At 42.1% G+C, this 14,134-nt stretch carries 12 protein-coding genes and 1 pseudogene; 7 read left to right on the forward strand and 6 right to left on the reverse strand.

Annotated features, from left to right (window positions below):
* Positions 1-69: 69 nt before the first annotated feature.
* Together HLI_RS12695 and HLI_RS12700 are read left to right on the forward strand one after the other, a co-directional pair.
* Positions 70-1,356 carry a globin-coupled sensor protein gene (locus HLI_RS12695; protein WP_128525300.1) on the forward strand — a complete coding sequence of 429 codons (1,287 nt, stop codon included), beginning with the start codon at positions 70-72 and terminating at the stop codon, positions 1,354-1,356.
* 318 nt (positions 1,357-1,674) lie between these two features.
* Positions 1,675-2,710 (forward strand): annotated as a pseudogene (locus HLI_RS12700) (helix-turn-helix domain-containing protein).
* Positions 2,711-2,841: 131 nt separating this feature from the next.
* Here HLI_RS12700 and HLI_RS21660 read toward each other — a convergent pair.
* The 6 genes from HLI_RS21660 to HLI_RS12720 form a co-directional block, all read right to left on the reverse strand.
* Positions 2,842-2,994, reverse strand: a complete 153-nt coding sequence (locus tag HLI_RS21660; protein WP_164908550.1) for a hypothetical protein — start codon at positions 2,992-2,994, stop codon at positions 2,842-2,844.
* Positions 2,995-3,365: 371 nt separating this feature from the next.
* Positions 3,366-3,722 (reverse strand): DUF488 domain-containing protein, encoded by a 357-nt coding sequence (locus HLI_RS12705; protein WP_128525301.1) that lies wholly within the window; start codon positions 3,720-3,722, stop codon positions 3,366-3,368.
* 67 nt (positions 3,723-3,789) lie between these two features.
* A complete protein-coding gene (locus tag HLI_RS12710) occupies positions 3,790-4,299 on the reverse strand; it encodes a hypothetical protein (RefSeq protein WP_241655845.1) in 510 nt (169 codons plus the stop codon).
* A 15-nt stretch (positions 4,300-4,314) separates the two neighbouring features.
* Positions 4,315-4,521 carry a hypothetical protein gene (locus HLI_RS22005; protein ID WP_241655846.1) on the reverse strand — a complete coding sequence of 69 codons (207 nt, stop codon included), beginning with the start codon at positions 4,519-4,521 and terminating at the stop codon, positions 4,315-4,317.
* Positions 4,518-4,967: a DUF948 domain-containing protein gene (locus HLI_RS12715; protein ID WP_128525302.1), complete on the reverse strand. Its 450-nt coding sequence runs from the start codon at positions 4,965-4,967 to the stop codon at positions 4,518-4,520. The genes HLI_RS22005 and HLI_RS12715 overlap by 4 nt, the downstream gene beginning before the upstream one ends.
* A gap of 23 nt (positions 4,968-4,990) precedes the next feature.
* Positions 4,991-5,398 carry a DUF948 domain-containing protein gene (locus HLI_RS12720; protein WP_128525303.1) on the reverse strand — a complete coding sequence of 136 codons (408 nt, stop codon included), beginning with the start codon at positions 5,396-5,398 and terminating at the stop codon, positions 4,991-4,993.
* A gap of 526 nt (positions 5,399-5,924) precedes the next feature.
* Here HLI_RS12720 and glgB point away from each other — a divergent pair.
* From glgB to HLI_RS12745, 5 genes are all read left to right on the forward strand, one after another.
* Entirely contained in the window at positions 5,925-7,844 is a 1,920-nt protein-coding gene (glgB, locus tag HLI_RS12725) for a 1,4-alpha-glucan branching protein GlgB (RefSeq protein WP_241655847.1), read from the forward strand.
* Entirely contained in the window at positions 7,834-8,991 is a 1,158-nt protein-coding gene (locus HLI_RS12730) for a glucose-1-phosphate adenylyltransferase (RefSeq protein ID WP_277750287.1), read from the forward strand. Before glgB ends, HLI_RS12730 begins: the two co-directional genes overlap by 11 nt.
* 15 nt (positions 8,992-9,006) lie before the next feature.
* A complete protein-coding gene (gene glgD, locus HLI_RS12735; protein WP_128525306.1) occupies positions 9,007-10,113 on the forward strand; it encodes a glucose-1-phosphate adenylyltransferase subunit GlgD in 1,107 nt (368 codons plus the stop codon).
* 105 nt (positions 10,114-10,218) lie between these two features.
* Positions 10,219-11,649, forward strand: coding sequence for a glycogen synthase GlgA (gene glgA, locus HLI_RS12740; protein WP_128525307.1), 1,431 nt, complete (start codon positions 10,219-10,221; stop codon positions 11,647-11,649).
* Positions 11,650-11,678: 29 nt separating this feature from the next.
* The gene (locus HLI_RS12745; RefSeq protein WP_128526887.1) at positions 11,679-14,117 is read left to right on the forward strand and encodes a glycogen/starch/alpha-glucan phosphorylase; all 2,439 of its coding nucleotides are present in this window, start codon (positions 11,679-11,681) and stop codon (positions 14,115-14,117) included.
* The last annotated feature ends 17 nt before the right edge of the window (positions 14,118-14,134 follow it).

The following is a 14,134-nucleotide window of genomic DNA, read 5'->3' on the forward strand; positions in this document are numbered from 1 at the left end:
AGTATTTCCTAAAAGTCGATATAAAGGCTAGAGCTAATTATATCTGGAAGATACTTAGGGGGATGAAGCATGGGTTTATTTGCGACAAAGAAAAGAGAAAAAGAAGAAGCGGCACTGGGAGAAGGTTTAGTTGGTAAAATCCAAGTAGAGTCAGGGTCAGATCTTGAAAAACAGTTTGAAATGATTCATTTGACGGCAGATGATTTGGCCATCTTAAAGTCCTTACAGCCCCTCGTCAGTAGTCATATCGATGAAGTAGTGCGTCAGTTTTATGCAAACTTGGAAAGCGAACCATCCTTGGAGCACATCATCAACCACCATAGTTCAGTAGAACGTTTGCAGAAGACGCTGTCCGTACATATCCAGGAAATGTTCAATGGGGTGATTGATGCCTCTTTCATCGAAAAACGAAAGCGGATTGCAAAAGTACACTTGAACATTGGCTTGAAACCGAAATGGTACATGTGTGCATTCCAGGATCTATTGCTTTCTTTCATGAATATTTATCAACAGGAGCTGAGTGAAGCCCACTTCAGCCAAGCGATTCGCGCAACAACGAAGATCCTCAGCATTGAACAACAACTGGTGTTGGATATGTTCGAGGAAGAAGCGGAACAATTAAGGGAAGCGGAAATTGAAAAACGCCGGGAAGCCTACCGCAGGGTCGATCAAATGTCTGAAGAAGTAGCTGCAGTATCTCAACAGGCTAGTGCTTCCACTGAACAATTGACCGAGCAGACAGAGAAGATTGTAGAGGATTCTAAAAATGGGTCCCAGGTTGCTCAACAAGTTGAACAACAATCATTAGAAGGAAAAGAAAGATTGGAAATTCAGCAAAAACAGATGAATGAAATTCAAAAAAATATTAAAGAGATCTCGGATGATATGGAAAAATTGAAACACGTCGCCGAGGAAATCAGTAAAATTGTTACAATCGTTTCGTCCATTGCCGAACAGACAAATCTGCTTTCCTTGAATGCTTCCATCGAGGCAGCAAGAGCCGGGGAACACGGAGCAGGGTTCACAGTGGTGGCCAATGAAGTCCGTAAACTGTCCGAGCAGACGCAGAATTCTGTAGCAGAAGTATCTGATTTAATCACATCGACAAGTGGGCAGATCCATAATGTTTCCAGCAATGTCGGGAGCATTAATGAAATGATTTCAGAAGGAACCGAGAGTATGAATCAAATCAATCACTTCTTTACAGAAATCGTAACCGCTATGGGACAGAACAAGTCATATAACGCCGGGATTGAAGGAGAACTTGAACAATTCGCCCATGTAATCCAGGAAATTAACGGAGCTGTATCCAAAGTGGCTTCTTCTTCTCAACGTTTGACAGAACTGACGGAGTGACCTATAGAAATAGGTCATTCACCTAAGTGAATTCTCACGCAGTTGCTGAAAAATGTAAAGAACAAGCAAATAACATACTGAAATACAGGATTTTCAGGACTATTAATAACAAACAAAACGCTTGGAATAATAGATCCAAGCGTTTTGTTGTTTATTCCTTTGTTATACCAAAGACGCCGTTTGTATTAAGTAACCTTCTTCACCAACTCCCCCTTTTATTCTTCATTCATGTACAGTAATGTTACACATATATAGAAATCACAATAAATATCACAAGTATGAAACACAATTCCCTTATAATGCATGTTGGGGGGATTAATGAATATTGCTTCTATAGATTGGATTGAAGACAGGCTGAAAAGTAAATACTCGTTAGGTGAACTTGCCAATGATATGGGATATTCCCTTTATTATTGTTCATTTATATTTCACCAATTAATAGGTTTGAATATTAGACGGTCTATTCTTCTTAGAAGGTTGTACTTGTCTACAGAAGATTTAGGACGCGGGAGGAGGATCATTGATATTGCTTTTGATTACGTTTAAGAACGTTTTCGGCATAAGCCCTGGAGAATATCAACTCAACTAAAATGCCAGTTCAATCATTTAACAAACTCTCGATAAATAATAAAGGGAATGGTGCGGAATGGGTTTTTCACGAGAAATGAGGGTTAATCAAATACAAAGCGCAACCAGTGATTTTTCTGATGAACATGTACTGAATATTCTGAATGGTCAGGTTTTGTATGATGAGTTTAAGAATAACAAAATCATGGGGGATTCAGATTACGCTCCTTTTAATGAAGCTATGTGTGTAAATGCTACTACCAGGAAGATATTCAATGAGGAATTCATCAAAACAAGAGCTGCAGGGCACCATGTACTAGTTGAAGATTATATCAATAATGTGATCGCACCTTTAAATGACCTCTTTAATAACACATATACGTATATCATTTTGTGGTTCGGCGAAGATATGTTTTGTCAAATGAATCTTCTCACTCTCCTTGGGTACCTTGAACAATCCGAATACAGGGGGAAAGTTTTCTTGAATAGCTTTAGAGAAGATGAATTTAAGGTAACACAAACAGAACTTGAGTTAGGTGATTATTTTACAGTATACGAAGACGTCCTATTAAACCAGCAAAAAACGTCCGTAAAAGTAATTCCCGTTATGTACCAGGCCATAGATCTATACTTAATGATGCTTGAAGATGATAATCCAGTAATGAGGTATATCAAGAAAAATGACAACTTAGCGACATCTGAATTACTTAAAAGGTTATTTGATGTTTTTCCAACATTAGGATATGGAGATGTGCAATATAAAAAACTTATTAGTAAAGTTGAATAAGCACCCTATTTCTCATATGGTATCGGTTTGGTGCTTTGCTTGGAGAAATGGGGGTTTGGAAATAGCTCGCTTTCCGCCGGGAACACGGCAAGCTTCCTCGAGCTAAAAGCGAGGCTATTGAAAAACCCTTTTTAATCTAGAGAAGCTGTTGAAGTTTGTTGTTGCTTCTCACGAATCGCTTGTCGGTGGGTGCTTGCCGCGGGCACGGCCTCAGCTAACTTGGTCAAGAAGATCACTTGACCAAGTGGATCTTCGGCTCGCGCTGTTCCCGCAGGCGTCACCACCGAACGCTCATCGTGGAATCAACAGAGGCCAATCTGAAAAGTGATTTCCTTTGATTATAAAAGAAAATCACTCTCCGTGTACAAGGGGCGGTGGCGATATTCACCGTCAATATCAATACGAATACTAAAGCTCATGGAGAAGGAAGGTCCCTATAAAGAAGCCCGAGTTAAATGATAAAATTGTCCAACTCGACTACTTTATTTGATGCATAACTCAAAAAGTTGAAGTGCTTCAGAGGCCACCTAAAAGCTCTCCTGGATCTCGCCAGTTCCCCGCAGGAAAACAAGTTGTTTCAAAGCCACCCCTATCTCTTATTCGATAACGAACCTCCACTATCCCGGAATCAAGTCTTCTATAATGCGTTCGGTTTTCATTCTTTCTCGAGCCAATCTTTCAATACCACCGCATGGTTGTGGTGCACATCTTTTGCACCGTATAGAAGAATGACCCTCTGGTATTTCACTTTTTCCTTTAGTTCATTTAACAAATATTGGGCTTCAGGAGACTGATTTATTTCCTCCAGATATTTCTCCTTGAAACCTTCAAATTTGTCAGCATCGTGGTTGAACCATTTTCTTAAATCTGAACTCGGGGCGATGATTTTCGTCCATTTATCCAGCTGGGCTTTCTCTTTTGAAATACCTCTAGGCCATACGCGGTCGACAAGGACACGATAACCACCTAATATTTTTTCTTCATCATAAATACGTCTTAATAAGACTGACATTTGTATTATCCTCCTGCACGAAAAAGCGCTGCATATTTTTATATGCAGCGCTTCTTTAACAGATTATTTAGCGCTGGTGGTTTATTTCAGCGACTTTCTCACGAGTTTGATCGGTATTTTCTTCATTTGAAGGTTCAGCTAGCTCATCCTTCGCTTCTTTCGCTTTATCTCCCGCTTCCTGCAAGTCTTCTCCCGCATTTTTGGCTGTCGATACGATTTCTTCGGACTCTTCTTTGATATCTTTTGCCTTTTCGGTAATTTCTTTGCCCTGGTTATTGAAGACTTCCTGAACGGTAGCGACCGCTTCGTTTGCCACAGATACGAAATTGCGGACACGTGTAACCAGGTCATCTTTTTTCGCTGATGGATCTTCCTTCACCTCTGAAGCATATCCAGATACGGCGTCCTTGGTAGAACGGGTACCTTCTTTGATACGCTTTCTTTCACTGGGATCTTTGATGAGAATGAATGCGCCACCGATCAGTGCTCCTGTTAAAATGGCGATCGGTAACTTTTTGTTTCCTCGTTTTTGGTTTTGTGGTGTCGTTTGATTTACATTCTGGTTTTGGTTTTCCATGGTTAAAATCCCCTTTCAGTTTTTGTTTTTCACAGCTTCCGTTTCGAGTTTGTGTTTGGTGGATTGGATATCCTGGTACTGGGTCAACCCGCATTCATAAAATTCTGCTTTCTTTCGGTTGAATTTCATTTTAGTCACAGATGGTTCATAAATCAATGATCTTGCTATCAGGCCACCTACAATGCCTGCAGACAGTCCGATAATCCATTCTGTGTTTTTCATGATGTCGACCTTTCCAGTTGAACTGATTTCAATGCTTTACGTCTTTGGGAAAGGTAATAAGTCAGGGCGAGAGCACCATAGATACCACGCCAACCTTCTTCGTTGATTTTTTGTTCACCTTCGTGCGTGCTTTGCTTAATGGATGCGGTCATGTCGACAAGTGAGGAGGTCAGTTTCCTGGAGGACTCTCCGATATCGCCGACGATATAAAACAGCGGGCTGAGTGCGCGAATCTTCTCGTTGACATCAGCCAGTGTATCATTACTACTGTGCAGTACGCCTGTTGTCTCTTTCATCACAGAGTCCAACTGATCCGGCAGTTGATCCACTGTTTTACGGACACCGCCAAGAACTTTGGCTAGATTATTCAAGGCTTTGATTAAGAAAATAGACACGATAGCAAAAGCGATTCCGATGATAAGGACACCGATTCCTAGATAATCCATGAGTAAAACCCCACTTTCCTAATTTACTTCTTTCTTTTCCATTTCAAATATAATTCAATCGCAGCATCGCCCCAGCGCATGGCTTTCGCGACATTTTCATCCTTCTCGTGGGAAGCGTGGGCGACACTTTCAGACACACCCTGTAACGAATGGTTGACGTTACCGACGGTGGAGCCGACATTTTTCAATGTTTCCATCAATCCATCGAGTGTCTGCGTTTTGGTTTCGATATCTGCTGCTATGTTGTTTGATTTCTTGAGTAAACTTTCTGATTCTGTGGTGATGCCCTGCATCTGGCCTTCTACTTTTTCTAATGTGTTCGATACGCTCGTCATCGTACTTGAGGCAGCTTTCAAGGTTTTGACGACATAGATGCTGATGAAGGCAAAAGCAATTGCGATAATAAGTAAACTTATTCCTGCTAATGACATGAGTGTTCACCTCTTTATTAAGTCGTTCCTAGGCTATACCACTAAATATTTTTCTCGAAACTATTTTCAAGGATTTTAACAGATGAATAGTTTTCCAATTGTAAGAGGAATTGAAGTGAAAAGGATGTCTTCTATTTAAAGAAGGCTCGAAACTTTTTAAGAATGAAGGGGTCTGGGATCAGAGAAAAGAAAAGGATCGTGTGAAATTTTTTCATCTTTTCAGTGAAAGTCCTCGCTTTTTCAGATAGGAATTAGAAAGGAGTGGTTTTTCTATATAAATTACGGGGAACACATATTTATGCAAGCGCTTACTTATAAACATTTATATAACAATAAGTCTAAATAATCAATATGTATAAAAATTCGATAAAATACGACAAAACTTTCAGAAAATTTTTAACAATTTTAATTGTAAAAGCTCTGCCGTGATTTTATGATGAATATAGGCGAAAGAAAACGTTCTTACACTTTATTTGCGCGTGAGTCTTTCAAATTGATCAAATTTAAAGGGAAGAGGAGTGTTGGTGTGGTTCAAAATACAACTTTAGAGCATGATATCTACTTGTTTCATGAAGGGAACCTCCGATATAGTTATCGACTTCTTGGCGCTCATTCTGAAACAAGGGATGGCGTACAAGGCATCCGGTTCGCCGTATGGGCTCCAAACGCTGAGCAGGTAAGCGTAGTGGGCATGTTCAATGAATGGGACGGCAGAGAGAACCCGATGGAGAGAATTAATGAGAATGGGATTTGGATGGCCTTCATTCCAGGGTTGGAGAAAGGGACGATGTACAAGTATGAAATTTTAACTTCCCACGGCCACCTTCGTCTGAAGTCAGATCCTTACGCTTTTTCAAGTGAGCTTCGGCCGGACACCGCATCTGTGGTCTATCCATTAGATGACTATGAGTGGAAAGATGACGAGTGGATGAAGGATAGAAAAGCCAGAAATCCTTATGAATCACCGATGTCCATCTATGAACTTCATTTAGGCTCATGGAAATACATAGAGCCCGAAGTTTATTATAACTATCGCGAATATGCAGAGATGGTCATTCCTTATGTCAAAGACCTGGGCTATACCCATATTGAACTTCTGCCTTTGACGGAGCACCCGTTCGACCGTTCGTGGGGGTATCAGGCAACCGGTTACTATTCCGTTACCTCCCGTTATGGCACTCCTGACGATTTTAAATACTTTGTCGACCAGTGTCACAAACATGGAATCGGTGTCATATTGGATTGGGTGCCAGGCCATTTTTGTAAAGATGAGCACGGTTTGAGACGTTTTGATGGAGAAGCCCTCTATGAATATGAGAATCCCAGTAAAGCGGAAAAAACGCAATGGGGTACACTCACATTCGATTTTGCAAGGGAGGAAGTCCAAAGTTTTCTTATCTCCAATGCCATCTATTGGTTAAATGAATACCATCTGGATGGATTGCGGGTGGACGCAGTCGCCAGCATGCTGTATTTGGACTTCGGCAAAAACGATGGGGAATGGGAATTGAATGAATACGGCGGACGGGAGAATCTTGAAGCTGTTTCATTTATTAAGAAAATGAATGAAGCGGTTTTCGACGAATCCCCAGATGTCCTGATGATGGCAGAAGAGTCGACTTCCTGGCCGCTTGTCAGTTCGCCGACATACATCGGTGGTCTCGGGTTCAATTATAAATGGAATATGGGATGGATGAATGACATGCTCAAATACATGGAAATGGATCCGATCCACCGCAAACACCATCACAATTTAATTACCTTTTCACTTTTTTATGCTTTTTCAGAGAACTTTGTATTACCGATTTCCCATGATGAAGTCGTTCATGGTAAGAAATCGTTATTGAATAAAATGCCGGGAGATTATTGGCAGAAGTTTGCTAACTTACGAGCATTTCTGGCATATATGTATGCCCATCCCGGGAAGAAACTCATGTTCATGGGAGGTGAATTCGGCCAATTCGATGAGTGGAAAGATTTAGAGGATTTGGATTGGGAGCTGATGGATTATGATTCCCACGCCTCCATATTGGATTACACGAAACAATTGCATCAATTGTATAGAGATATGCCGGCTTTATGGGAGCTCGATCATAAGGAAGAAGGATTCATGTGGATCGACCCTCATAACTACGATCAAAGCATTATTTCCTTTGCTCGCAACAGCCGCACTTCAAATGATCAGCTAATAGTCGTTTGTAACTTCACGCCGGAAGTTTACCACGATTACAAAGTAGGAGTCCCGAAACACGGCTCATATAAGGAAATTTTCTCGAGTGATGCGGAACATTTCGGAGGTTCAGGGCAGATGAACGGTTTGCCTTTGGAAGCAGCAGCCTCTCCATGGCAAGGACAAGATCACCACATAACCATGACGATTCCCCCGCTCGGTGTGAGCTTCTTAAAAAGAACTTCAGTATCCAAGGAGGAAAATCATGAAAAATAAAGAATGCGTAGCGATGCTTCTGGCTGGTGGTCAAGGAACCAGACTGAAGTCACTGACCAAACAAATTGCAAAACCAGCTGTTTATTTTGGCGGGAAATACCGGATCATCGATTTTCCGTTAAGTAATTGTACGAATTCAGGCATCGACACGGTCGGTGTACTGACTCAATATGAGCCTCTCATTCTGAATGATTATATCGGAATCGGGGATACATGGGACCTGGATCGTAAGCACGGAGGAGTTTCGGTGTTGCCGCCATTCATGCAGGCAGAAGGGGGAGGCTGGTACTCAGGTACAGCCAATGCCATCCACCGGAATTTGAAATTCCTGAATCAATATGAGCCAGAACACGTGCTTATCTTATCAGGGGACCATATTTACAAAATGGATTACAATGCCATGCTCAATCACCATAAGGAAACAGGGGCAGATGCCACCATCTCTGTCATTGAAGTACCGTGGGAAGATGCGAACCGGTTTGGCATCATGAACACAGATGAAGAAGGTAGAATTACAGAGTTTGACGAGAAACCTGAATATCCGAAGAGTAATCTCGCGTCAATGGGTGTTTACATTTTCCGTTGGGACGTCCTCAAGCAATATTTGATCGAGGACGCGGAAAAAGAAAATTCTTCTCATGATTTCGGGAAAGATATCATCCCTGCTCTTCTTTACGATTATAAAAAGATGATGGCCTATACATTCGAAGGATATTGGAAAGATGTTGGCACGGTCGAGAGTTTGTGGGGAGCGAATATGGATTTGTTGAAGAAAAATCCAGAGCTGAACTTGAATGATCAAAGGTGGCGCATTTATTCGAAAAACCCTAACCAGCCTCCGCAATATATTGCACCTGCGGCGACGGTGAAGAACGCACTGATCAATGAAGGCTGCCGCATATATGGCAAGGTGGACACCTCAATCATCTTTTACGACGTTCATGTTGGTGAATCGTCAGTGGTGAAGGATTCTGTCATTATGCCTGGCGTGAAAATCGGCAAGAACGTGAAGATTCACCGGGCGATCGTCGCTAAAGGAAGTGTGATCGAGGATGGAGCAGTCATTGGTGACCCATCTCCAGATAGTGAGATCACACTTGTAGCGGACGAAGGAAGTGTGCTTGCTACTAGTTTTGCTACCAACTGATAAAGGGAGGATTTTATGGATCGTATAGCTGGAATCATTAATTTGGATCACGAACAAGATATGATGGATGAATTGACTTACTTCCGTTGCGGGGCTGCTGTTCCTTTTGCAGGCCGGTATCGGATGATCGATTTCACCATTTCGAATATGACTAATTCACGAATTGAATCCGTTGCCGTTTTTGCCCGGAGGAAATATCGTTCACTTATGGATCATCTTGAACAGGGCAAGGCATGGGATCTTGATCGTAAACGCGGCGGGTTGTTCATTTTACCACCCGATTGGAATGATCCTACAGACATCTCTAAAGGGGATTTACAACATTTCCACAACAACATAGACTTTATCAACCGCACCCTCGCGGATTACCTCGTGGTGTCGGGGTCTCAAAATATTTGCAATATCAATTTCCAGGATGTACTTCAGGAACACAAAAAAGCTGATGCAGATGTGACGGTCATATATAGTAAAGTGGATGAACTGTATCCAGAGCACCAGCGGGCACATAAGCTGGACATCGACGAAAATAACCGCGTGACTGCCATCCATAATGACCACAGCAGCACGAATGTCTATATGGATATGTATATCATTGAAAAAGACTATATGTACGAATTGATCGAAAAGTGCATTGCACATGGATGCTCCCACTTCTTTTTGGATGGAATCAAAGCAAAATTGCCGGAAATCAATATTCATGCTTATGAATATACCGGTACACACGCATTGATTAATTCGATTGAGAGCTATTACCGGAACAGCTCCAAATTATTGGATGCGACTGAGCATGACAATCTGTTCAAAGATGAAGCACCAGTATTCACCAAAATTAAGAATGAAGCGCCTTCAAACTATACCGAAACATCGAGTGTGAGGAACACGATGGTAGCGAATGGCTGCGTAATAGAAGGGCATGTAGAAGATAGTATCCTCTTCAGGGGCGTCAAAGTAGCTGAAGGAGCAGTCATCAAGAATTCAATCATCATGCAGCGCTGTGAAATAGAAGGGGACGCAGTCCTGGAAAATGTGATCTTGGATAAAGATTGTAACATTTCAAATGGTAAAACGTTGATCGGTGCTCCTGAGAAGCCTTATGTCGTAGCAAAAAGAAGAACAATGTAACACACCAATAAAAGGGACTGTCTAGATTTCAACCCTCTGGCAGTCCCTTTCATGTAATCATCCGTCACAGGATGATGATGGACAATAACTAAGGAGTGGATGGACATGAATGTATTGATGATTGGTTCTGAATGTGCCCCTTTTATTAAAACCGGCGGGCTGGCTGATGTATTAGGTTCTCTTCCCCAAGCATTGAAGAAGCAGGGAAATGATGTACGTGTCATCCTTCCGAAATATGAAAATATGAGTGATGTCTGGAAAGAACAGCTGACCCATGTAGATGAGCTCAACATCACGCTTGGATGGCGTAACCAATATGCGGGTATTGAATATATAGAATACGAAGGTATCCCTGTGTATTTCATAGATAATGAGTATTACTTCAAACGTTCCAACCTATATGGGTATGACGATGAAGCAGAGCGTTTCGTTTTTTTCAACCGGGCCGTGATGGAATGGATCACTTCGATGGAATGGACACCAGACATTCTTCATTGTCACGACTGGCAAACAGGCTTGATTCCGGTGTTTCTACATACCCATTATAAAGAGGTTGAAAAACTTCAAGGTATGAAAACCGTTTTCACCATCCATAATTTGAAGTATCAAGGTGTATTTGCTCAGTCTGTTTTACACGATTTGATGGATTATGATGAAAGCATGATGAGAGACGATGCCTTTGAATTTTTTGGTGACATTAACTTCATGAAAGCCGCCTTGAATTATGCGGATTTTGTCACAACGGTTAGTGAAACCTACGCAAAAGAGATTCAAACTCCTTATTATGGGGAAAACCTAGACGGAGTATTAAGAAAAAGAACAGATGAATTAATCGGAATTGTAAACGGCATTGATGATCAAAACTACAACCCTATGAAAGACGATGCTCTCGCATTCCCATTTCGCAGTTCTTTGATCAAAAAAGCCCAAAATAAAATGTGGCTGCAGGAAGAGGTAGGTTTGCCGGTGAGGAAAGATGTGCCGGTGATTGGCATCGTTTCCAGACTGGTGGAGCAAAAAGGGTTCGATTTGATTGGACGAATTATTGATGAGCTGCTGTACCATGAAGATGTCCAAATCGTCTTGCTTGGTACAGGGGAGTATCAATATGAACAGATGCTCCAATGGGCCCAGGACAGACATCCAGAGAAAATGTCTACGAATATCCGTTTCTCAGAACCTTTTTCCCGACAGATTTATGCGGCTAGTGATTTCTTTCTCATGCCCTCCCGTTTTGAACCATGTGGTATCGGTCAATTGATTGCATTGCGGTATTTGGCTGCACCGATCGTCAGGGAAACAGGGGGACTTGTGGATACGATCCAGCCATATAATACAGAGACGGAAGAAGGGAACGGATTTTCGTTCACCCATTACAACGCCCATGACATGCTGTACACCATTCGTCGAGCTATTGAAACCTATCAGGAACCTGCTACTTGGCAAAAACTGGTGAAAAATATTTGCAAGAGTAAGTTCACATGGGAGAACTCGGCTGATCAGTACATGGATTTATATCAATCTATGTTCCGTTAGCAGAGGTGACAGGAGGAACCTTAATGGTGATGTTCAGTGACAAAGAGGAATTCAAGTCAGAGTTTAAATCGCAGTTAGAAGAAAAGTTGGGGAAAACCGTAACGACAGCGTCTGATTTCGATACGTATCGAGCTTTAGGCGGGTTAATACGGGAGAAAATCAACAAAAATTGGTTGAAAACCGATCAAGGATACCGGGAGAACAAAAATAAGCAAGTGTACTATTTCTCGATGGAATTTTTGATGGGTCGCCTGCTCGGCAATAATCTATTGAACATGAATGTTTTGTCTCTTGTTGAAGATGGCCTCGATGATCTTGGCTTGTCCCTTTCAGAATTAGAAGAGAAAGAGAGTGACCCTGGACTTGGTAATGGTGGGTTAGGCCGATTAGCTGCTTGTTTTCTCGATTCATTGGCTTCCTTGAATTTAGCTGGACATGGTTATGGACTCCGGTATAAATATGGGATGTTCGATCAACATTTCATTGATGGAAAACAGGTGGAGCTTCCTGACTACTGGCTCTCTAAAGAGTTTATCTGGGAAGTCCGCCGTCCGGAGGAGGCGATTGAAGTCCGCTTTGGCGGTCACGTCTCTTCTACGAAAGGTGAAAATGGAAAACTCCACTTCAAATACGAGGATTATGAGCCGATCAACGCTATTCCTTACGATGTCCCTGTGGTAGGTTACCATAATGAGACAGTCAATACGCTTCGGTTATGGTCAGCTGAACCGACGATTGAAAACACGGTAGCTAAAGCGGAAAAGGAAGGGGAGTTTGGACACTTCCTTCAACACAAACGTTCTTTAGAAGCGATCTCAGAGTTTTTATATCCTGATGATTCCACAGCCGAAGGGAAGGAGCTCCGCTTGAAGCAGGAGTATTTCTTAGTATCAGCTGGTGTGCAATCGATTGTGCAATCCTTTGAGACACTGGGCCTGCCCTGGTCATCATTCCCTGAGAAAGCAGCACTTCATATCAATGATACACATCCGGCCCTTGTCATACCTGAATTGATGAGAATTTTAATGGATGAAAAAGGGGTAGGTTGGGAAGAAGCGTGGGAAATCACGCAGAATTCAGTCTCCTACACGAATCATACGACATTGAGTGAAGCATTGGAGTCTTGGCCTGTAGGGCTTGTGCGCTCATTGCTGCCAAGAATTTTCATGATTATCGATGAGATCAATGAACGCTTTTGTCAGGCATTATGGCGCACATATCCAGGAGACTTCGACCGTATCGCAGATCTTGCCATCGTAGCAGATGGACAGGTGAAGATGGCCCACCTCTCAATTGTAGGCAGCCATAGCATCAACGGTGTAGCAAAGCTTCATACAGAAATACTTAAGAAAAGGGAAATGAAACGTTTTTATGATACATTTCCTGACCGGTTCAACAATAAGACGAATGGCATCACTCATCGCCGCTGGTTGATGCATGCGAACCGCCCGTTGACTTCTGCTATTACAGAAGCGATTGGTGAAGATTGGATCAGGCAGCCGGGTCAGTTAACGAAATTGCTTAACCGAAAAGATGACCTGCCTTTCCTTGATCGACTCCATGATATTAAACAAAAGAATAAAATCGATTTATCTAATTGGGTGCAAGAGACACAGGGGATTGCAGTCGATCCTGAATCTATTTTCGACGTCCATATCAAGCGACTGCATGGGTATAAACGCCAGTTGCTTAATGCTCTTCATATTATGCATTTATACAATGAATTGAAATCGGATCCAACACTGGATATCGTGCCGCGGACATTTTTCTTTGGAGCGAAAGCGGCTCCGAGTTATCATTTCGCGAAAAAAGTGATTCAACTGATCAACCGAATCGCGGATGTGGTCAATCATGACCCTGATGTGAATGAATATATAAAAGTAGTGTTCTTACCTAATTACTCCGTATCGATAGCGGAACGCATCATTCCTGCGAGTAATGTAAGTGAACAAATATCAATGGCCACGAAAGAAGCGTCAGGCACCGGGAACATGAAGTTCATGATGAATGGAGCTTTAACTCTCGGCACGATGGATGGAGCCAATGTAGAAATTCACGAGCTGGTAGGGGATGACAACCTCTACATTTTCGGTTTAAGGTCTGACGAGGTGTGGGATTATTACCGAAATGGCTCTTATTCATCCAAAGCAGTCTATGAAAATGATCAACGTGTACGTCATACTCTTGATCAGCTGATTCATTATAGTCCATTCTCTAAAGGGGAGACGGAGTTCCAAGAAATCTATGATGCTTTATTGACGTATAATGATGAGTATTTCGTGTTGAAAGATTTTGCAAGTTACGTGCTAGCTCAAAAGAAAGTAAGCCAGGACTATCAGAGAAAGCGTCAATGGAATCTGAAAAGTTTAGTGAACATTGCCCAATCCGGGGTCTTCTCAAGTGATCGTACCATCCAGGAATATGCCCGCGATATTTGGGACATTCAACGGGTTACTACGTTGAAGTGAGTTTTTTAGGAGGGACG

Source organism: Halobacillus litoralis, from assembly GCF_004101865.1.
GTDB lineage: Bacteria > Bacillota > Bacilli > Bacillales > Halobacillaceae > Halobacillus > Halobacillus litoralis_A.

Bases quoted from the DNA above. Each gene is read 5' to 3' on its own strand.
- HLI_RS12695 (WP_128525300.1), top strand. From the start codon at position 70: ATGGGTTTATTTGCGACAAAGAAAAGAGAAAAAGAAGAAGCGGCACTG.
- HLI_RS12705 (WP_128525301.1), bottom strand. From the start codon at position 3,722: ATGTCAGTCTTATTAAGACGTATTTATGATGAAGAAAAAATATTAGGT.
- HLI_RS12710 (WP_241655845.1), bottom strand. From the start codon at position 4,299: ATGGAAAACCAAAACCAGAATGTAAATCAAACGACACCACAAAACCAA.
- HLI_RS22005 (WP_241655846.1), bottom strand. From the start codon at position 4,521: ATGAAAAACACAGAATGGATTATCGGACTGTCTGCAGGCATTGTAGGT.
- HLI_RS12715 (WP_128525302.1), bottom strand. From the start codon at position 4,967: ATGGATTATCTAGGAATCGGTGTCCTTATCATCGGAATCGCTTTTGCT.
- HLI_RS12720 (WP_128525303.1), bottom strand. From the start codon at position 5,398: ATGTCATTAGCAGGAATAAGTTTACTTATTATCGCAATTGCTTTTGCC.
- HLI_RS12730 (WP_277750287.1), top strand. From the start codon at position 7,834: ATGAAAAATAAAGAATGCGTAGCGATGCTTCTGGCTGGTGGTCAAGGA.
- glgD (WP_128525306.1), top strand. From the start codon at position 9,007: ATGGATCGTATAGCTGGAATCATTAATTTGGATCACGAACAAGATATG.
- glgA (WP_128525307.1), top strand. From the start codon at position 10,219: ATGAATGTATTGATGATTGGTTCTGAATGTGCCCCTTTTATTAAAACC.
- HLI_RS12745 (WP_128526887.1), top strand. From the start codon at position 11,679: ATGTTCAGTGACAAAGAGGAATTCAAGTCAGAGTTTAAATCGCAGTTA.